14 protein-coding genes and 1 pseudogene are annotated in these 19,840 nt (G+C 49.4%); 8 read left to right on the top strand and 7 right to left on the bottom strand.

What is annotated here, in order from left to right; translation table 11 throughout:
* Positions 1-190 precede the first annotated feature (190 nt).
* Positions 191-601 carry a helix-turn-helix domain-containing protein gene (locus DWB23_RS21465; protein WP_121744831.1) on the top strand — a complete coding sequence of 137 codons (411 nt, stop codon included), beginning with the start codon at positions 191-193 and terminating at the stop codon, positions 599-601.
* 71 nt (positions 602-672) lie between these two features.
* Here DWB23_RS21465 and DWB23_RS21460 read toward each other — a convergent pair whose 3' ends face one another.
* Positions 673-996, bottom strand: a complete 324-nt coding sequence (locus DWB23_RS21460; protein WP_121744830.1) for a hypothetical protein — start codon at positions 994-996, stop codon at positions 673-675.
* A gap of 1,023 nt (positions 997-2,019) precedes the next feature.
* Positions 2,020-2,247, bottom strand: coding sequence for an HNH endonuclease (locus DWB23_RS21450; protein ID WP_121744829.1), 228 nt, complete (start codon positions 2,245-2,247; stop codon positions 2,020-2,022).
* A 435-nt stretch (positions 2,248-2,682) separates the two neighbouring features.
* Here DWB23_RS21450 and DWB23_RS23265 point away from each other — a divergent pair, with 435 nt between their 5' ends.
* From DWB23_RS23265 to DWB23_RS21425, 6 genes and pseudogenes are all read left to right on the top strand, one after another.
* Complete coding sequence (locus DWB23_RS23265) at positions 2,683-2,871, top strand: hypothetical protein (RefSeq protein WP_162989908.1); 189 nt, start codon at positions 2,683-2,685, stop codon at positions 2,869-2,871.
* Positions 2,861-5,314, top strand: coding sequence for an AAA family ATPase (locus DWB23_RS21440; RefSeq protein ID WP_121744827.1), 2,454 nt, complete (start codon positions 2,861-2,863; stop codon positions 5,312-5,314). Before DWB23_RS23265 ends, DWB23_RS21440 begins: the two co-directional genes overlap by 11 nt.
* 85 nt (positions 5,315-5,399) lie before the next feature.
* Positions 5,400-6,077, top strand: a complete 678-nt coding sequence (locus DWB23_RS21435) for an IS6 family transposase (protein WP_121744826.1) — start codon at positions 5,400-5,402, stop codon at positions 6,075-6,077.
* Positions 6,078-6,192: 115 nt separating this feature from the next.
* Positions 6,193-6,387, top strand: a pseudogene (locus DWB23_RS23620) (HNH endonuclease); the annotation flags it as partial.
* Positions 6,388-6,477: 90 nt separating this feature from the next.
* Complete coding sequence (locus tag DWB23_RS21430; protein WP_238717551.1) at positions 6,478-7,059, top strand: hypothetical protein; 582 nt, start codon at positions 6,478-6,480, stop codon at positions 7,057-7,059.
* A 205-nt stretch (positions 7,060-7,264) separates the two neighbouring features.
* Complete coding sequence (locus DWB23_RS21425) at positions 7,265-7,663, top strand: HNH endonuclease signature motif containing protein (protein ID WP_238717542.1); 399 nt, start codon at positions 7,265-7,267, stop codon at positions 7,661-7,663.
* Between the two features lies 1 nt (position 7,664).
* On the opposite strand, the gene DWB23_RS23260 is transcribed toward DWB23_RS21425, so the two are convergent.
* A complete protein-coding gene (locus DWB23_RS23260; protein ID WP_162989907.1) occupies positions 7,665-9,221 on the bottom strand; it encodes a hypothetical protein in 1,557 nt (518 codons plus the stop codon).
* On the bottom strand, positions 9,211-12,405 hold the full coding sequence (locus DWB23_RS23255) for an Eco57I restriction-modification methylase domain-containing protein (protein WP_162989906.1): 3,195 nt from the start codon (positions 12,403-12,405) through the stop codon (positions 9,211-9,213). Before DWB23_RS23255 ends, DWB23_RS23260 begins: the two co-directional genes overlap by 11 nt.
* Positions 12,406-12,570: 165 nt before the next feature.
* On the opposite strand from DWB23_RS23255, the gene DWB23_RS21410 reads away from it, so the two are divergent.
* On the top strand, positions 12,571-13,281 hold the full coding sequence (locus DWB23_RS21410; RefSeq protein ID WP_162989905.1) for a hypothetical protein: 711 nt from the start codon (positions 12,571-12,573) through the stop codon (positions 13,279-13,281).
* Positions 13,282-13,776: 495 nt separating this feature from the next.
* Here DWB23_RS21410 and DWB23_RS21405 read toward each other — a convergent pair whose 3' ends face one another.
* The 3 genes from DWB23_RS21405 to DWB23_RS21395 form a co-directional block, all read right to left on the bottom strand.
* The gene (locus DWB23_RS21405) at positions 13,777-15,117 is read right to left on the bottom strand and encodes a hypothetical protein (protein ID WP_162989904.1); all 1,341 of its coding nucleotides are present in this window, start codon (positions 15,115-15,117) and stop codon (positions 13,777-13,779) included.
* Positions 15,118-15,355: 238 nt separating this feature from the next.
* Complete coding sequence (gene brxL, locus DWB23_RS21400; RefSeq protein WP_121744820.1) at positions 15,356-17,383, bottom strand: protease Lon-related BREX system protein BrxL; 2,028 nt, start codon at positions 17,381-17,383, stop codon at positions 15,356-15,358.
* Positions 17,383-19,818, bottom strand: a complete 2,436-nt coding sequence (locus tag DWB23_RS21395; RefSeq protein WP_121744819.1) for a PglZ domain-containing protein — start codon at positions 19,816-19,818, stop codon at positions 17,383-17,385. Before DWB23_RS21395 ends, brxL begins: the two co-directional genes overlap by 1 nt.
* Positions 19,819-19,840 lie beyond the last annotated feature (22 nt).

Below are 19,840 nucleotides of genomic sequence, written 5' to 3'. Positions count from 1 at the left end.
GAGGACATCGTGGAGAAACGACGGAAATGGGGGAGTGTAAGTCTCCGATTCGTCTCTGTCTACGGTTATTAGAGCGGGAATTCTCCTGTATCCTGCTTCAATGTGACGACCGCATCAGCAACTGTATCGCCTCAGACCGATTCGTATTTGAGCGAAACGCTCTTGCACGTACTACTCGAACAATGAGGTAATGAGTACGTCCGATCACCCGCCAAGCGACCTGGAGTCCGTTCGAGAGCGGCTCAACGTCGTCACCCAGGAGACGCGGTTTGCGCTCCTCCAGGACATCCTTGGGCATCCGTCGGAATTACCGACGCTGAAAGAACTCGACTACGTCAACCCGAGCAAGAGCCAGACGACGATTCGCCAGCACCTTCAGCAGCTCGTCGACGCTGGTATCGTCGAGGAAGTGCTCCTGCCAGAAGATCGCCGCCAGAATGACCTGCCGTACAAGTTCTACGGGATCAGTGAGAGTGGTCGACAGTTCCTCGAGGAGCATAAGCTCCACCGGGCACAAGACACGCTTCGAGAGATCTACGACCACGTGGAGAAAACCGACGTCATCAAACGCTACGAAACCGCGCCGCGACCCGGGCGCTAACAGCCCTTTTTTCACTTCGCAGACGGGGTGTTACCCTGAACAACTGGCAATTTAACTGGAGCGCTTCTTAGTTATTCATCCGGGTTGACCGGGCCTTTGTACTTCGATTTGATCTTGTCCCCTTCACGCCACTGCCAGTAGTAGTAGCGGTTGTCGTTGATTTCCTTGATCGTGATTGTCGCCTTTGCGGGGACGTTGTCTGGTAGGTCGTCTGGTCGTTTCTCTACCTCATCCTGGTCTGCCTCCTCCTCGAGACGAGCCTCGCGTTCCTTGTGTTCGGCTAGCTCTTCGGCGTACGTGGCAACGTCACGGAGGCGCTCCGGAGTGAACTCGTTGAGCGTGGTGACCATCTCCGTTGGGAGGTCCGCCGGTGGGGTTGGTGGCTCGTAGGACATCGGCTGTTCTCGTGTTAACCAACACGGAACGCCACTCCATAGTTTTGTTGGTTAAGACAATGATATCGGTTCCCATCTGCTTTGGAAAAGGCCTCACAAGTGGTCTTCGAGTCAGAGATGGGCAAATTGATCGACGATATCTGATACCGTTCTGATCGCAGCTCTCACCACCACCACGATTTTTCAACCTCTGTTGAGTCAGGGAGCCGATCTCGATCGACGGTGTCGTAGCATTTTACGCATTGAACAACGTCTGCAGTCCGGCCGGTATCTGCCCAATTGTGATCACCACCTTCGTCGCATGGATCGATTGGAGTTCTATTCTTCCGTTGCGAACTTTGATCCTCAATCTCAGCTGAATCGGGGAGGCGCCCTCTTGTGACGGTCATGTAACACCGGTTGCATTGAACTGTGCCGTACTCGTTGTATTTGACCCAGTTGTGTTCGGGAGTATTGTGTAGGATCGAGTCGCACGGCTGGATCTCGACGGTCGTGGTAGTACTCTGGTTGTTGAGTTTCTGCGTAACCGATCCTGGGAGTCTATCCATGTCGACTGAGACACCACATTTCCGACAGCTGCCTTTGTGCTGATCCGCCCAGTGTTCTTTCCAATCATGTTTCCCGTAGTCGCAGTCAGGGATCCCGTGAGGATCCCACCCTCCGTAGCCATGTTGCGCGCCAGTCGTCTCCACGGTGGTTGACGACTGCGTGTTCGTACGTTCAGGGGATCGAGATCAGGCACCTTCGGAACGTCCGGGCGCTCGAGAGGGCCCAAGAAGCCCATGTTGTCGTATAGAAACCGCGTTCGTTCGTGACTGTACGTGCAGTTTATCCGACAGCGAGCGCAGTACTCGAGCTCGTCGAACTCCTTCCAGACGTGATCGCAATCGGGGATCGGATCCTGCCAGAGGAGATTGGTCTCGTCGACGTCCTCGAGGTGTATCCAAGAAAGCATCTAGAGGGGCTGCGCGAGTTACCAGACCTATACCACGGTCAGCCCCACCAACCCCGAGATTCTGCTTTCTAAACACTGTTACTTCCTTTTACCTGGTTGTGGTGTTTGCAGAGTAGCTGGGGGTTCTCGATATCTGTTTCGCCACCTTTAGAATGAGGAAAGATGTGAGCGGCTTCGTAGTCCTCAGACTTTTGCCTCTTTTCCGGGCTTACCTTCGTCGAGGCATTCCTGGCAAAGACCGTTGTCACGTCGACAAATCTTGATTCACTCGGTCTCGTTGAGGCTTCTACGGTCATCTACAACGGTAAGCTCGACTTCTTGTTCCGAATATACTCGAAGAAGGCTTGTCGAACAATCCAATCACGCACTCCGATTTCGCCACCGCTCTATTGACGGTTGTCGGACAACATGATGTCCTGATCGTCATCACTCCGGTCTTTCCAGCGTTCGTGGAACTGGACTACGAACTCGTGGATGGCTTCTTTAGGATCTTCGTCGAGGACGTAGTACTTGCTAAGATAGCAGATCAGCAGCCAGATGGAGATGGAGAAAGACTCAGTTTTGAACTCCTACATCCCGGAGCCATCACCCGCCATTGGATCATCTTTGAAGATGTCATAAAAGACGTTCGTAGTAGAAGATATTTTCTGTTTCGATTCAGTCCTCTACATCAGTTAACTGAGTATATTTTGGAATAGTTTTATGACAGTCAGGTGGCATAGTGATGGTATATGCCAGATGGCTCGGAATCGTTAGAGGAAAGTATTGTAGACAAGTTCATAGATAGTCTTGAATCGTCTGATATAGTTTCAGAGGAAGTTTCAACTGTTATCTCTGGTCTTTCTGATGAGGATGATTTCGGAGGCCGGGATCAAGTCGCAGAACAGGCCTTGGAGGCGGTGAGTGAAGATGAAGATTGAGGAGCTCCAGATCAACAACTTTCGAGGCATCACTGAACTTGAGAAACAACCTAAAGGCGATAATATCGGGTTGATTGGGCCGAACGGTTCTGGAAAGAGCTCTGTGATGGATGCTATCGACTTCCTCTTAACTGGTACTGTACAGAGAATGACCGGGGAGGGAACAGGCGACATCTCAATTGAGGATCACGGACCACACGTCGATAGTGATCCTGAGGACTCTTGGGTCGAGATCACTTTCTCGAACGACTCCGAGAAAATCACCTTGAAGCGTACAGTCGAGGACAACTCGCTGGAGTATGATGGCGAACTCCCGGACTCACTTGAGTTGCTTATTGATGCTGCAGAGAGAGGACAGCATCTGTTGTCCCGAAGTGAGATACTCAACTTTATCGTAGCACGGAAACAGTCACGGTCGGAGCAACTACGCACACTACTGAAGCTAAGCAATATCAAGCAGAAGCGGTTAGAGCTCCAGGGAGCTGCAGATCAACTAGGTACTGAGGCCGACCGGAAAGAAAGAGAATACAGCAGTAGTCAACAACGTCTGTTCAGCCTTTTTGAGGAAGAAGCACAGTCGTTAGAGGAAGTACAGCAGAAGGTAAACCAGATAAGAGAAGACTTGGATGGCGAACCTCTGGACGAACTTGATCCAGATACCGAGTTTCGGAACGAGCTCGAGTCTCCTACTGATCGGGCGAGTGCCAGCCCTATTCAGTCGAAACAAACCAAGGAACTCCTGACTAAAATCGAGGAATGGTTTGAGAACGATGTTGAAGAGTTTCTTGAACTGGAAGCTGAACTCAGAGAGAAAACCGAGGCAGTACGCTCTGACGAGGAGGCACTGCGCGCCTTAGACGTTTTAGAGTTAATCCAGGACGGGAGACAGTTCCTTGACGAGGATGCAGACTGTTGTCCGCTCTGCTTAACCGACTGGGATGCAGAAGAACTCGAAGAATTGTTGGAAGAAAGGGAAGAGAAGGCGGCCGAAGCCAACAAGAAAATGGAGGAGCTGAATGGTATTCAGCAGGAACTCCTTCCACTACTTACGGAGATTCGCACTGCGGTGGATTCCCTAACCAATATCTTAGGACAGCACGATGACTTCGATACAGAAAATCTCGAAGACTTGTTTACAGATCTGGAAGAGTACGAGGAAAACCTGGAAGACAATATCGTTGATGAACTGCCTTACGAGGAATACGAAAGAGAAGAACGGAAACAGGTATTGAAGCCTGAAAACGCCGTTGAGTACATTTCCGAGCTGAAGAGCCGTGCCGAGGATCTTCCTGATCTCGATGCTCTTCAGAATGCTTGGGACGTACTGAACTCTGCCTACGAAAACTACCAAGACGTGATACGGCTGGAGACGGTGTCGGAAGAGTACCGGGAAGCCGCAGACCAGATGGATGAAGTACAGAAGGAATTCATCAACAGCCGTGACAGCGTCCTGAACGAGACCTACGAGGCTATCTCAGAACAGTTTGAAAAATACTATAAGACGATACACGGAGAAGAGGAAGACTTCTCACCAGATATAAGCCCGACCGAAACCGGGCTTGATATTCAAGTTGGGTTCCATGGAAGAGGTAAACATCCACCTCATGCGCTCCACAGCGAAGGTCACCAGGACAGCATGGGTCTCTGCCTCTACCTAGCCCTATGTGATTACCTGGAAGGCGGCGATCTCCCCCTCATAATGCTGGATGACGTTGTTATGTCGGTAGACGCGGAACACAGGCGGCCTCTCGCAAACCTGCTGGAGAAAGAGATCTCCTCGGACTTCCAGATCTTGATGACTACGCACGATGAGCTCTGGTACCGTCACCTGAAAACCGTCGGCGTGCTTTCCCGGCGTAGCACAATCAAGTTCTCCAGCTGGTCTCTTGATGATGGCCCACAGATAATCGGGAAATCCGGCGATGAATGGGACCGTGTTGAGGAACTCATGGATGAAGGTGACGTCCAGGCCGCAGCCTCCCGCCTCAGGCATACTGCCGAGTGGTTCCTCCGTGAAACCTGCCATCAACTAGGAGCTCGTGTCCAGTTCAAGTCCGATTCGCGTTGGACACTAGGCGACTTCTCCGGTCCCGCTATGTCCCGGTTCAAAGAGCTTCTCAAACAAGCAAAACGGGCAGGCAGCTCATGGGGCAACGATATTTCGGACATCAACGATCTCGACGACAAACGAAGCCAGGTCTACACCCAGTTCAACAACGAGATGGGTGCGGTCAACCCGAACGTCCACTTCAACGAGGACGAGTGGGCGACATTCACCATCGCAGAACTCCAGCCTGCCGTAGATGCCTTTAAAGAACTCTACGACCTGTTCTGGTGTAGCAACTGCAACTCCTGCCTATCCGTAGTCGAGGAGGGTTATGAAGAAGTCGCACTGAAGTGCTCATGTGGAGGTAAAGCTCACTGGACTTTAGAAGAAAACTAATTGGGCGAAAACACGATTTTGTATATGGCATTGTCTAGTTGAGCCAGTTTGAGAAGTGAGCAGGCCGTTGAGTTAATTTGGACTAATGCTCGCAGACCTGCTCAGCAAGAGCTACGATGAGGATTTAGAAGAAGCTTGGGAGAACGAACGGACGGCGAACGCCCTAACGGGCGTCGCCGTCCGTCTCCACGCCACCGGTTGTTCGCTTCGAGAGACAACAACGGTTCTCGCTGAATTAGGCGTTGAACGCTCTTATGGAGCGGTTTGGAATGGGGTACGTCGGCTAGCTGACAGCGTTCCTGACCCGTCGTCGGCTTCGCCGACGCGGGTCGCGGTTGACGAGACCGCTGTCAAGATCAACGGCGAATGGTCTTGGTTGTACGCTGCAATAAACCTCGATACAAAGTTGATTCTTGATGCTCAGTTATTCAGCCGCCACGGCACTGATCCGGCAGCTGCGTTCCTGTATAGACTCCGCGAGAAACACGATCTCTCCGAAGCAGTGTTTCTCGTCGATCAATTTAGCTATCGGACTGCCCTTGCTCGGGTAGGACTGAACGGTCGGGTTGACTATACCGATCGAAACCTGATCGAAAAGTGGTTTCACACCTTCAAAATGCGCGTTAACCGTTTCCATAACTCGTGGGTGGGCAGTCGGCGGAGTGCCCGCAAATGGATTGATCAGTTTGTGCATTACTACAACCATCAAAGACCGCATCAATCGCTCGATGGAAAGACGCCAGCTGACGAGGTGCTAAACTAGACAGTGCCGATCGGACTATCACCCTGACAGACATCAGAGACTATTTCGTTAGACTAACATTCCTTATTAATAACATCTGGTTACCTATTTATCATTTCACACGTTACTCTCTACCATGGGAAATCGGCCAAGCGACTGGAGCAGCAGACGGAGTAAAGTCCTGCGCCGGGATAATTATACTTGTCAAAACTGCGGGCGGAAAAGAGGATCGAATGGCGACGCGGAATTGCATGTACACCATAGCGTCCCAGTAAGTAAGGGTGGGAGTCACCAGTTATCCAATCTTATCACCCATTGCAAGGCCTGCCACGATTCGATCCACGGCAACCGGATGGCCCCCACCGCGAGAGCCCCTAGTGGAACGGGCACAACGCATGAACTTTCCGATGAGGAGAAAAAAGTGGCGTCGAAAGCCCTCGTGTGGGGGTTCGTGTTTCTTATGCTCGGATTAGGGATGGGGTGGCCGGGCCTCCTGCTGTTCATCGTGTTGGTCGTTGCCCTCGAAGGCTACGTCTTCCCGAAACTCGGCGCATGGGCGGAGAACGCCACTTCCACGGACCCGGGAATGGAGACGGATACGAAATCCATATCCGCCTCTGATGACGCCAACAAGGATTCCACACTAGTTGCGGAGCAGATGAACACGCGTCACCTCGGCGCAGATCAGACCCCTCGATCATCGTCCTCGAGTGAACCAACATCGGGGCCATCGGACCACAAACAACTCGACTACCATGTGCTCGAGGATAATACGGGCAAGGGAGCCCCGTTCGAATGGTATGGGGACACGGAAGTTACGGTGGAGGAGGTACTCGCGCATATCGACGCGGACCCCGACCTAGACACGCGGGAGTACATCAAACTCGGCGTGGAGAAACACAGGAACACGGGAGCGGCCGTTGATGCCGCTGATATTCGGTGGGTGGCTGAGGAAGCCGAAGAGATGGATCTCGAAGGTGAGCATCCGTTCCCAGACAAGTAGTTGACCGCAGCGAAAAGAGTTTCTCGGTAGCCAATGATCCTTCTGAAGATACGGTACAAGCGAGGTATGTTCTAATCACGTTATGGATAACCACAGGCCATAATTATAGACATAGACAATTCTGAGAATCACATTTCAAATTGAGAAGGGAGAAAACATCAATAGTCTACATATGGGTGGCATGGAGGGTGACAAATCGTATTATATGCCTGAAGACCAGTCGGTGGATAAAGGCATATTTACACTGGTGATTCAACGAGATGGACAATATTTGTGGAAATTTGAAAAAGCGGTTCCATGGAAGGATTCTGAATGGATGAATACAAAAAAGTTCGAACATGAGGACGTCGCCCACATCCTTCCTTGGTCAGATTATCCAGAGTATCAAGCTGATCTCCAGAATATGCTCCTGCTGAGTAAGATCCATCACGCAGCATTCGATCGGGAGCTGTTCACGATCGACGTTGAGTTCCATTTGCAAGTGAACCCCCAGTTGAGACGGACAGCCAACTGTTGCGTGAGACGATTTGTGACCGTGCTGGTGAGCGAATTTCACTACCCGAGAACACGGTTTTTCCAAAGTATCTCAAAGCTCACAATCTGAACTATTGTGGATCCTGCCACTTTTCGATAGCACTCAGTGCAGTTTTTCTGCGCTCGTATTCTTCAATCTGGCTACGCATCTCCTTAATCTCTTGATCAAGCGTTCCACGTGTATGTTCAATACCAGACTCGTTAATAATATAGTTCAGAATGTGTCCCATATCTGTATTGTTGTCCATAGTGCTATCTTCAATCTCCCAGATTTTCGGAAAAGCATCAAGGAAGATTTCACGTAGAATAATGGTGTCTCTGACGGTAATATTCGCACTGCCGCCAGAGTGGACAAGTTTGTTCCGTGTCTGTTTTAGACGGTGATACAAAGTATCGACGTTCTCAATAGAACAAAAATGTCCTGTGCGTTTGAGAACATCTGCACTTTCATCTTCGCTTGGATCAGTATAAGAAATATCCTCGAGCCCGCGCCAGTAAGCAAAATATGAATCACGCGGATTAGTAGCAGACACTGCTGAAAAGAACCCTTGCAAGCCAGATGCGAGTGACTTTTCAGACAGACGAGCATATGATGGTGGGAATTTACGGAAGCCTAAGTCTGAATACGTAGTTTGAAACCTCCCGCCTAAATTAACTGGATTACCAAAACGGTCCGATCTGGAAACACTAGTTACGAGTTTATCACCCTCGCATACCAATATGAATGGAGGATGCTCAACAATCACTTCTTCATCAAGTAAATTTGAGGAAAACAACTGATCGAGAGTCACCTCACTCAACAGGTTAGAATCATAATAAATGGTGTAATTGATCTTTCCTATCATCATCTCGATAGCTTCGATAACATTAGAGACTGCTTCTTTAGAAGATGGGGCTTCAATGCTACATGACCAATACCAATTATCATTGTAAGAAGTAGGATGTAGTTTAGACTCATTCAAAAAGTTCTCTAGTGGTACGGTTCCAATAGAAATATCTCCTATCTCGTTGGATTCGAAAATCTGGTCTACTGTGGAATTATCTACTCGACAAATTTCGGTTCCACCTACTAAAAAACTCTCTTGTTCTGATTTTCGTATATTCAGAGGGAAATATATATTGTACTCTGCCTCATCAATTTGCTCTGATATTTCTGCTAAGCATCTATCAAACATATCGACTATAACCTCATCAGAAACATCAACAAACGGCTGGTCTAAACTGTTTTGTGAGTCTGTCTCTGTATCATCAACCGCATCAGCAAGTTCGGATAGAACAGGTGGTACATCAATTACCTCGGAGGTTTTTTCTCCTTCATCTGATCTACTTTCATTCGGCTTCTTATGTTGTAAACGCTGTATGACGTTCATCAATGCTCGGTGGACCATCCGCTCCCAACGATCCCCTGAATAGTCATCTTCAATATTAACATACTCCGGACAGTCATTGGGATCAATATATTTCGCGGCTATTGCACCGATAAGGATTGGGTAATTCTCAGTTCCCTTCGCGGAGATCTCTCCAAGTCTATCTTCTCCTTCTGTAATTTCAACTGCTTCGTTATCTTGATCGCGAATAATGTCCTTCAATTCGTCGGAGGCCCGAACTATATATTCTTCACGAGACATCTCGATACTCCCCCTTTTGAAGAACATCCAAAATAAGATCATGATAGTCCGAATCCATCACACGTGGACTGCGTACAAATCCAAAGTCATTGAGAACCTGTTTTATGAGATCTTGGTCCTGGAAACCATAAAGGTCAAAGGCTGCTGCATCAATCTCCGCCCGTAATTTCCGTCTGCGTTCCTCCGATTCGGTAGCTGGCTGAATGTTCAATGCCTCCCGTTGAGCCTCAAAAGGAGTGCCAGTCAGGTTTAGGCGGCTAACACGCCTCAAAATTGGTTCAAATAGCAGATGATCTTCTGTCATAAAGGGGACCCTAGTTTCAAACAGAGTGTACTTTGGAACAGAATTGGTAATCTTCTGTCGGAGCAAGTAGTCATATGGAACGCTGTTTAAGAGACCCAAGAGAACTAAACGTTGTTTAATATTTGTTTGATCCCCTTGGTTAGGGTCTATGCTATTTAGCGTGTTTATGTGAAAGTTGTTTGGAGGAAGAAGAGATGCAATCATACTTCGTTCATTTGCTGAGCTTGTGATTCGACGGTAGACAATGCGTGAAGACTCAACTGAAAGTGATACAGGACCGGATGTTTGTTTTCGCTCTCGTAGATACTCTCGTGTCGATATCCCCTGCTCAGCCTCCCGTGGAATAGTCCACAGGTCTGGTTCATCTACAGTAGCCTCTGGTGCAGTTTGATAGATGTACTGATAGATGTTTGATCCTCTGTATATAGGACTACTGTTCTCGAAACGACTTTCTGAAATATATCTACTGTCATTTGTTTGATTAAATTCTCCGGTTGGAAATATGGTCCAACCATCACTCTTCTCATCATCACTAAGAATCGGAGCATCGAGAATTCGATCCAAGGCTTTGAGTTGAACGTCATGTTCGATTTGCGGGAAGGCAAGCGTTTTTGGAGAAAATCTATTGATAAATCCTTTATCAATTTCATGATATTTTTCCATGTCGGTGTAGTTTTCAGGGGTAACAAATCCAGAACCGATATTGATTTTTCCAGTGTCTTCCCTTGCTTGGGAAACAATAATTGCATACTTGAACCTACGGTCAATTTGACCGAATGTGTTTTGATTAGTGAAAGTAGCAATACGATCAATATCCGTAGTACTAAGATATCGGACACGCGCGTGGTGCGAGGCTGAAGTAGTCAACACGGATTCGTCAACCAGTGCTGCGATCGTCCCCCCGTTAGAAACAATATCATGGGCACGATGAAGAAAGAATGCATCTATGACATCTCCAGTGCGTCTCCAACCTTTTGGAGGTGGAAGTTGATACTGACTACCGGAATAGAGGTAGTCACGTGTTGATTTGTCGAGAGAATCGAGTATATTAGAATTGGACCACGGAGAATGGAATAATACGACATCAAACCCACCTTCGTCCATGACACACGGGAATTCAAGTGGCCAGTGGAAAGCATCCTTTTTTGTGAGTTCCTCTTTCACATTGGTCTCTGACTCACTATTTTCCTCAACTCCTCCATACATCTCAAACCTCAGTCTAGGATTAATCGCCTCAACTTGATCTGATATTGTATCAATTATTGTGTTGAGCAGTGCTTGTCTCTCGGCTGATGGTGCACTCCGATAGCTCGCCAGAACCGGTCTGACCTCATTGGCCAACGCATCTGACGAGTCAATTCCTTGTAACAAAGCAGAATATGGTTCTTCTTCGTCTCGAAATGCTGTGAGGGGTAACTGGCCTGACCAGTACGGTGGGTCTGTACTAAATGGTTTTCCAATAATACTATTGCCCTGCTTAATATTATGGCTGACTCTAGGAGGGAGAAACCCGTCTTGGTTGTTGATTGTGCAAAGATATGCTAATTCTAAACGGAAGCGTGTGTAAGCGACTGCCTCGGGATTGATATCGACACCGAATAGATTTTGTGAGATTGAGGTCCAGGCTGTAAGTCCTTGCTGAGTTTGGTTATCTAGTTGTGTAGGATAGTCATAGGCCTCAAATGAGCGAAATACATCAGGAACTGACTCAATGTACTTTCGTAGTTTCACAATCGTGTCCAAAGCGGATAGTAAGAACGTACCACTTCCGGTGGCTGGATCAGCAATGCGGAGTTTTGGAAGTATGTCTTTATATATGATTTCAAGAGTTTCTTGATTTAAAGTACTACAATCCGTTTCAGCTGATTGTTCACTAGTGATAGAATCGATAGATGTGCCAAGAATCTCGGATAAATCTGTATACTTCTCATCCACAGCGACTTGAAGTTGGTCGATGATAGCATCTTCAATAGCCTCATCGGTAGTCGGACATGTCAGACCTGAAGGTGTGTCGTATCCTTCACTCTGTTTCAGGGTGAGGTGGCGTTCTAAAGCAATTCCAATGGTATGAGCTGTTACTTGATCAAGTTGATCCCAGACGGTATCCGAGAGGAGCCAGTCAAATTTATCTAACTGATTTTCAAACGTCTTTACAAGTGTGTGCAGAAGTTCCCTTTGTGCGGATACATCGGGTGTAACATTTAATGAGCGCTGTTCACTTGAAGTTACTGCCGCATAGAGTGGCTGAAGTGTCTCTGGTGTATTTTGCGTCTCATTTCTTGAGAAGAAACTATTCAATTGATTGAGAAACGACTGTCGAAATGACTCAATGGGTTGTACTGGGTGTTCAGTTAGTACTTTTGCTCGGAGTGCAGTAAGCAATAACGAGCTTGCAAAATATTTAGTCTGCTCATCAGAAAAGCTATATATGGCGTTAATTTCCCGTTCGGTTTCTTCATATAAATCTGACACTATATTCGAGAATCGGTCATTGAGATCAGATTTAGATAGCGCATCGGCTGTTGACCGTGATGATTCTGGATCCAGTGCATTAACTCGGTCAAGTGTCTCCCTCAGCTCTGATTTGGAGTCGGTAAGCTCGGTTGGTTCAAACCGATGATACCGAACTGATGAGGCCCCAATTGGTCGTCGAACAAACCCAACTAACCATGCAGCTTCGAGATTTTCGTGAAGCACCAGCGCACAACGCCGCCCTTCTCTGAACTCGATGTCAATCTCTGAAGCGTCATCTACGGTTACTGTTTTGATATCAAACCAAGAAATCTCATCCGGATCTAACCCAAGCTCAAAAAAGGATTGTCTAACCGATCTTGGGGTATTCCATCGCCTAATGTCGGAAGGTGTGAGTTCCTGATTCACAATCCCTTGAACTCCATACGCAAGCAACAGACAGAGGGAATAAATATCTAACCACCTCTACTGGACTTATTGACTGTGCAAATTCCGAGGAATTTCTGTAGGAATATACTCTCTATCTGCCCAATGGTATTCTTTGTGAAGCGTTCTGTGACACGCTGCACTTGATTGAGGGGGAAGATATGTAAAACAGTATTACCACTCGTTCCGATAGAACGTGTCCTGGGTGTTTTACCGGGGAGGCGACGTAAGACTACTTCTGCGGAGAGAGGCGCTAACGACCGGATAAACGGGAAATCTAAGGACGGCAAGACGATGGCAGAAATCGGCGAGAAATTCGACACCTTAGAAGGGCAAAACCCGCTCGTCACCGATGGCGGGGAGCAACACCCGAACGAGCTGGCGGAGAGTACTGGGCGGAGTATCAGCACGGTGTATCGGACACTCGATCGACTACGGGGTGTTATCCGGAACGACAACGCGTGCGTCTCCTTCGCGAGCAAGAAGTTCGAGCAGGACATCACCGCGATTGTCGAGCAAGTCGAGTTCGGGATCGAGGACGCTGCCGATCGCGTCTCGAAGCTCTACAACCTCGAGACAAAGAGCGCGTCATCGAACGCCTGGCAACAGTTCTGTACTTCGTACAGTGCGAGTCTCGTCGGCGTTGCCGATGAGGAGGATACGACGCTACGGATCGATACGATTCTCTCGAAGCTGAAGAGTTCGTCTAACCCGCGTGTCCAGGACATACTCGCTGAGGGCGTCGACGCGTGGCGCTCGATCGGTCGTGACCCGCTCGAACTTCGAGCGGCCAATGTTCAGTGGCGATCCGATCCCGATTCATGGGAGTACGGAAAAGCGAATCCGACCCTCAGATAGCGCCGGCCCAGTGAGTGGCAATACTATCGTACGGGCCTAATTAGCGGTCTGTTTCACCTGAATATCGTCGAACGTGTGCTTCGACTGGAGAGCCGATCGGCACGATAACTCGAGAATTCGACTTGGGTGGGTTATCCGTTCCCGGCCGATGGGACAACCCCCTTAGCGAGTGTGCCTAAGGGCACGTGCTCAAAAAATTACTTACGCCTCCGCAAGCTCGAGTTGATGCAGATGAAATAGGGGTATGGTTCCGAGACTGTATATTGTTTCCAGACAGGCTATAGTAGCCACTCAATGTTACTAAACACTCGAACGCACAGCCGTCGTGCGATCGGTATGTGAATCGTTACAGTTGTTACTATATTCTGAGGGAGTCTAGAACAGTCCCTATACCGTGCTTTGCTAACCTTGTGAGACGATAAGTACAGGCAGAGTATCTAACAAAAACGATGGGAGAGGAATGGACGCAGATTACTTTTTTGTGCAGCAAGGGGTCTATTCTTTGTCGTCTGCTCTAAGCTTCTCCCGACGTTTTGTCACCCAACTATCAACTTCTCGCCATTCACGTTTATTTTCAGCTAACTCTTGGTCCGCCCTCCACTCTCCATGCTCACCCGAATGGTAATCCATTCCTTCATCTGTTTCTACAGCATCTGCATCAGTGAGATGGCGAATAAGAGCAAACACCACCTCAAATTCATCACCACAAACGGGACAAACGAATACTGGACCATCTCTATCTAACTTGTACACACTATCCTCAACGATGCCTAAATTCTCTAGATCATGATGTGGGCCGAGCAATTCAACGATTCGTGCAGTTTGTTGAAAGTCCCGTGTTGCGGCGAATGCCTCCTTTCGAAGTTCCGCTTTTGTCAATCCATCAGGGTTATCAGCCAAAATAATCTGGAGCGCCGTTGCTCGTGGAACCTCAGTAGCATCAGGGAACATGTCTGAGCCGTATTCTTCAACAAAAACCGGGTCCAGTTTCCGTTTCAATAACAACCGATTATACGATTCTAAGGTACTCGCCTTACTCTTCACCTCATCAATAGGGTCGCCATCATGGACTAAGTCGCTCCGATCACTCTGAAACGATCTAATTTTACCTTCCAACTCATTATTCACAATAGAGTGATTCTCACCGAGCGTTTCTCGTATTTCCCGCGCTATTGCTTCTGGAATGGTCTCATCCCGAATGGCTTCTGCAATAAACTGATTGACGCGACTCTTAACATAGTCTGATTCGATCCCGTTACGCATCGCTTCCATAGCCTGCTCTACCGGGTCCTCAACGTTCGGATCAATTTCGTCTGCTGATTTTTCCTGAGCTTTGACTTGAATTTCTAAAGCTAACCAAAATGCCAGAAACCGGTCAGTAGGATGTTCCGATGCCAACCCTCTAGTAAACCATCGGAGTGCCCGCAGTATTTCTGTGTCGATTTCATCGGACTCTTCTAAAACCTCATACAAATCGACAAAGAAATTTTCCCAATCACTTGGAATAACAGTGGCACCAGAGGTCTCGGTGATCCGAACGCGACTATCTGGTCGGTACGTTTTCAGCGGAGTCTCCGCTACCACGCCATGGCCTGTGAGGAAGCTAATTATATGACTAAGTCTCTGCGCCCGCTCATGCATTTCTTTTGTTTTTTCGTCCCGTTCATCTTGTTCTGCTTGGAAATTGGCAATAAATTCAAATCTCTTATCACTTGCCCTCCGGTCTTCGCTTCTACTTCTCGGGGTTTCCCTTACTTTTAGTCCATTAACATTAAATTCAGGCAGGGAAATACTTTCTGTCCGAATAGGTATTCGAACTTCGTATGAGTCTGGCATACTAAATAATAATCACTAATCAAAAATAAAGGGAGTGGCTGGACTATTCCTTTGGAATTTTAAACAGATCTAGTACTGCATGACGACAGAGCAGTGGGTCGGAACAAGCGAAGCCAAGGAATATGTCAATAAATAAATCAAATTTGCGACAACTAATGAGAAATTACATTCACTTATCCGTATATTCGATGTAGAATATTGTACAATCGATACCATGAGAAGGGGTATATGACATCCTTTATTCTAGTTGGAGTGCTTTGCTTGCTGCCTCTATTGGATCAGTATAGAATACGAGTTCGAGTTCATCAAGAATCTCGTCGGGGATCTTGCTGAAGCTGTCCTTATTTTTCGCCGGAAGAAGTACCGTTCCTGCTCCTGCGTCGACTGCTAGTTGGAGTTTGTCGACGAGCGAACTCGCTTCTACGAGTTCTCCCATGAGACTCATGCTCCCGAGCACTACGAGACGCGGACGTACTGGTCGATCAAGTATACTCGAGATGATTCCAACCAGGAATCCAACACTGGTAGCCTTTCCTTCCGAGGCATCAGATGGGTTTAGCACCTGAATTTTGATATCGTGGTCGTCGAGTGACTCCTCACGCGAAAGCTCGCGCATGTTTGCCTTCAGATAGTCATACGCTGTTTCGAACTCCTCTTTCATCTCAGATCCGGGAGTACCCGAGATACTCTTTTTCCCCTTCCCTGGAAGTGCCTGCGTCTCGATCCGGAAAACGGCATTTTGAGACTCAGTGTTCCCAATCGTATAGATAGAACCCGGCTGCTGCGTTCCCTGCGGAATGAGTGTTTCTTCCGCTTCCTCCGGAACGGTGACGAAGATTTCCTCTCGAGTATCCAGATCAATATACGAGAAGTTGACCGCCCGATACTCCATTCCACCCATCCGCTTCAACTGTTCTTTCACTCGTCGCCGCCCTTCCATGGCGAATTCGAGGTATTCCCGGAGCTCTTCTTTTGTATACTCACCGTGCGGATGGAGCATTTTCAGGAATCCTGAAACGGTCTTTCGGACCGCTCGTTCATCTCGCTGGTTCAGGTGATCGCCGAAGGCGAAGTATTCGTTTATCGCGTCACCGTGGGATTCTTTCCGCAACTCGCGCATAAACTCGGAGAAATAATCCACGATGAATCCGAACTGGTCGTCGAAGAATTCCGAGCGCATCTTTGGAATTTCCCAGCCGGGAAGGTAATAGTGGAAGCGATCGATCAGCGCGAGATCTTGCATATCATCAGGGAACGGCTTGAAGAGGTGTGAGCTCTTGAGAACCCCTTCAACATCGAGATCGATGTTCCCGACGTAGACCATCGATGCCCGGGCTGAGAGCTCTTCAGTACCGCGTGAGAAGCTCCCAGACTCCATGTAATCCTTGAGCATCTGGACTGCCTCCGAATCGGAAAATCGCAGTCCACCAACTTCGTCGAAAGCGACGACATCCCATCGACCGACGAGACCTATTTGTCCTGTGTTGAGGTTCAGGAACAACTTTGCGACCGTCGTCTTGCCACCAGAGATGAGGATCGAATGGGGGCTGATCTCGCGATACAGGAAGCTCTTTCCAGTCCCTCGTGGGCCGAGTTCAACGTAATTATAGTTATTCTCACAGAGAGGAAGACAGCGGGTGAGAAAGAGCATCTTCTCTCGGTCGGAGAAGCTGGCTGGATCGTATCCCAGACTGTGCAACAGCAGGTCGCGCCACTCGTCGCGTGTGAACTCTCGACGACGCTCTTTGATCTCCTCGAGATCAAGACTTGATACCTGGATTGGTTTGAATGAGTCAATTCCAAATAGGCTGTGCTCCGATCCAACGTTGTCTGGAAGATACTCGAGGTCGATAACCGCCCACACTCCTCCACCAAGCAGTTTAGGGTGTTTGCTGACGAGATGTTCGTTGATCTCGACGTTGCTAATTTGCAGATTGACGAACGAGCCGACGTACGCGTCTTGCCGTTCGTCAAGCTGGACATTCACCTTATCGATGACGCGGTAGCGGCCACGCTCACGAACCTCCGACTTAATGAACTCCGCTTCGTCGGGTCGGACGTAGTGTTTTTTCAGGATTTCTTTTACTCTCTCGACGCCTTCCTCAATCGCTGACTCACTATCGGTCGCACAGTACTGACCGACGAGGTACTCAAGAACGTACGTCGGGACGTTCGCGCCTGATTTGATATCTTGGACGAGATCTTTCCGGACGACGCGCCCAGAAAAGTGCTCGAGCGCCTTTTGATCGAGTTCACGTTGGGTCATTAGATATCGAATTCGAAGTCTTCCCGCATAACGATGTCATTTTTCGCTTCACCCTTGGACAACGTCTCACGCGTCTCTTCGTCAATCGCCTCGAACAAAATGGTTGCGTCCTCGTCGAGTTCGCCACTTTTCAGACGGAGCGTCGCTTCATTCTCACCCTGGTTGACCTCGATGAGTTTCGGTTCCGCCACCTCTCGACCATCGACTGTTGCCGTGAGTCGCAGTGTTGGCGTCCGGGAGAACGAGAGCTGACTACTACGAGCAGCGATCGTTACGTCGACGATCGTGTTCGTCACGTTGTCAGGGAACGACACGTCGTATTCGATCGGAGCATCTTCGTCCTCGCGTTCAACGGTCGTCACTGTAAGGCAGGGAACTGCCAGCTCCTGCATCGAAATGCCGCCGTGGAAGTAACGCATGTTTCCACCGGCTGCTTTGAAGCAGGCAACGCTTCGCGGGAAGAATAGCCGCAGATCGTCCACTTCGATCCCCAGTTGACTCAACTGGCTCTCGTCGAACTCGATGATCTCCTCACCCGGAATAACCGGAGCATCAGCATCGGCCGCTGCGAATCTTCGCTTCGTGAATGCGACTCCATCGAGCGATTCGACCTTATCCCGGTCGGAGAGTTCTTCGGTGTAGAGGAAGCCATGATCTGCGGTCACAACGAACCGAGTGTACCCCGCAGCGCGGAGGCGTTGGATTACGTCCTCTACGTCGCGAACGTGGTCAGCAGCCTGTGCGAGTGCCTTATCATCGTCGAGACTTTCCCCGAGCTTGTCGATAATACCGGAGTAAACAATTCTCGGTGGTACACCCTCTTCTTTCAGGGATTTCTGAGGTGTACTCAGAACGTCGTCGATATCCGAAACGGTGAACCCGGCATCGTTCAAACACGCTTTTCGATCCCGTTTTGACGAGATTTCGGTTTCATCGACTTCGACGACTAAGTCTTCGTTCGAGTCGAGTTTAAGCGAGAGATCGCCGGGAAGGTGGGTCGCCATCCCGACTTCCGTGATCGACGGAAGTGCAGCCGACGCAAGCGCAGTATGCTGATCGGTTTCGTCGTCGGATTCGAACCGTTCCTCCAGCTCGCGGGCTAGTTCATATCGTAATCCGTCACAGATGATGACTGCCGTTCCATCTTCACGATCAACGTGCGAGTCGAAGAAGTCCGTCTGTGGCGTTCCGAGCACAGGGTCGTCGGCGAGGTGTTCGGCGACTGGACGGTTGAGCGTCCGGAGGAACGACACGTAGTAGTTCGTAATCCGGTCTCGAACGTCGTGCAATCCCTCGACGGGACGACGGTTGTCTTTGACGCTGCGAACGTAGCGACGGTACGCAGCGTCTATCGTCCACCAGTCGTCAGTGTACCGTTCCGCGAGAGCTCTCGGATCGTATCCCTCGGCTTCGATTTCGTCTATTGCGGAGCCTGCATCGTTGAGAACTTCCAACCCGTGGTCGAGAATATCCCAGTACCCAGCGTGTCCCTCATCGTACCAGAACCCGTTCTGTCGCCGTTCGACGACTGACTCGAGCTCAGTTGCAATTGTGGGTAGTTCGTCGAAATCGGCTTGGGAAAGGCGATTCAGACAGAGTTGGACGAGGCCGTCGTCGACCTGTCGGAACGAATTCGACGCCCACTCGAGCGAGTCCGAGCCGACGACCTCTTGGGTGAGATTTCGGTCCTCACTAACCGAAGCGGCGTACTCGAGATAGGTCGCGGTATCGATCTTCTGCCAGTACTCACAGAGTTCGGTTGCTGTTTGGGTCTCGTCGGCAGCGAGACGGTCATACCGGTCAGTGGGAGAGCTGTGCTGGAGTTCGCCGAAGAGTACTTCGGTTGCGATCTCTTCTGCGTCGAGTCCTGCCGAGATGCCGTACGTTTCTTGAAGAAGGTGTTCCCACTCGTGCCCTTGTCCGTGTTCTTCGATCGTATCGCGGTACGTGTCGGGATCCGCGAGGTACTGTACGATGTAGTCGCGAGGGGAATGGTTCGGCGTTTCGAAGAGGACGCAGAAGAACGCTCGACTCAGCTGCGTCTCGTTCTGCCCCCAGTTGGCGTACTCGTCCGGGATTCGATCCTCCTTTCCGACGAGATACTTCGAAGCAGGTCGATCACCGACGGTTGCGCCGGGCCGGAACTGTCGCCCCAGCCGGTGGACGTCCATAAACCACTCCGCCTCATCGCGCCATTTCGGGATGTAGAACAGCCACTCCTCTTCGATGTCGTTGTCCTCTTCCCAGAGTCGGCGTTTCAGTTCGAGGAAACTACCATCGTATCGGGCGACGTTCACTCCTCGATCTTCCATCGTCGCTTCGATGTCGTCAATGACGTTGCCGTACTTTTCGCTCGAATCGTACCAGACCCAGACGGGGTGGCGCTCGAACTTTTCCTCGAGTTCGGTGACGACCTCCGTGAACGTGTCCGACATTAGCGAATCACCGATGTACAGT

Source organism: Natronorubrum halophilum (genome assembly GCF_003670115.1).
Classification (GTDB): Archaea; Halobacteriota; Halobacteria; order Halobacteriales; family Natrialbaceae; genus Natronorubrum; species Natronorubrum halophilum.
Note: the sequence above shows the minus strand (reverse complement) of the source record. Positions and strands in the feature narration are given on the sequence as shown.

Excerpts from the sequence above, each read along its gene's own strand:
- DWB23_RS21395 (WP_121744819.1), bottom strand. The coding sequence starts at position 19,818 with ATGTCGGACACGTTCACGGAGGTCGTCACCGAACTCGAGGAAAAGTTC.
- DWB23_RS23265 (WP_162989908.1), top strand. The coding sequence starts at position 2,683 with ATGCCAGATGGCTCGGAATCGTTAGAGGAAAGTATTGTAGACAAGTTC.
- DWB23_RS21450 (WP_121744829.1), bottom strand. The coding sequence starts at position 2,247 with ATGACCGTAGAAGCCTCAACGAGACCGAGTGAATCAAGATTTGTCGAC.
- DWB23_RS21440 (WP_121744827.1), top strand. The coding sequence starts at position 2,861 with ATGAAGATTGAGGAGCTCCAGATCAACAACTTTCGAGGCATCACTGAA.
- brxL (WP_121744820.1), bottom strand. The coding sequence starts at position 17,383 with ATGACCCAACGTGAACTCGATCAAAAGGCGCTCGAGCACTTTTCTGGG.
- DWB23_RS21405 (WP_162989904.1), bottom strand. The coding sequence starts at position 15,117 with ATGCCAGACTCATACGAAGTTCGAATACCTATTCGGACAGAAAGTATT.
- DWB23_RS21425 (WP_238717542.1), top strand. The coding sequence starts at position 7,265 with ATGCCTGAAGACCAGTCGGTGGATAAAGGCATATTTACACTGGTGATT.
- DWB23_RS21435 (WP_121744826.1), top strand. The coding sequence starts at position 5,400 with ATGCTCGCAGACCTGCTCAGCAAGAGCTACGATGAGGATTTAGAAGAA.
- DWB23_RS21460 (WP_121744830.1), bottom strand. The coding sequence starts at position 996 with ATGTCCTACGAGCCACCAACCCCACCGGCGGACCTCCCAACGGAGATG.
- DWB23_RS23260 (WP_162989907.1), bottom strand. The coding sequence starts at position 9,221 with ATGTCTCGTGAAGAATATATAGTTCGGGCCTCCGACGAATTGAAGGAC.
- DWB23_RS21465 (WP_121744831.1), top strand. The coding sequence starts at position 191 with ATGAGTACGTCCGATCACCCGCCAAGCGACCTGGAGTCCGTTCGAGAG.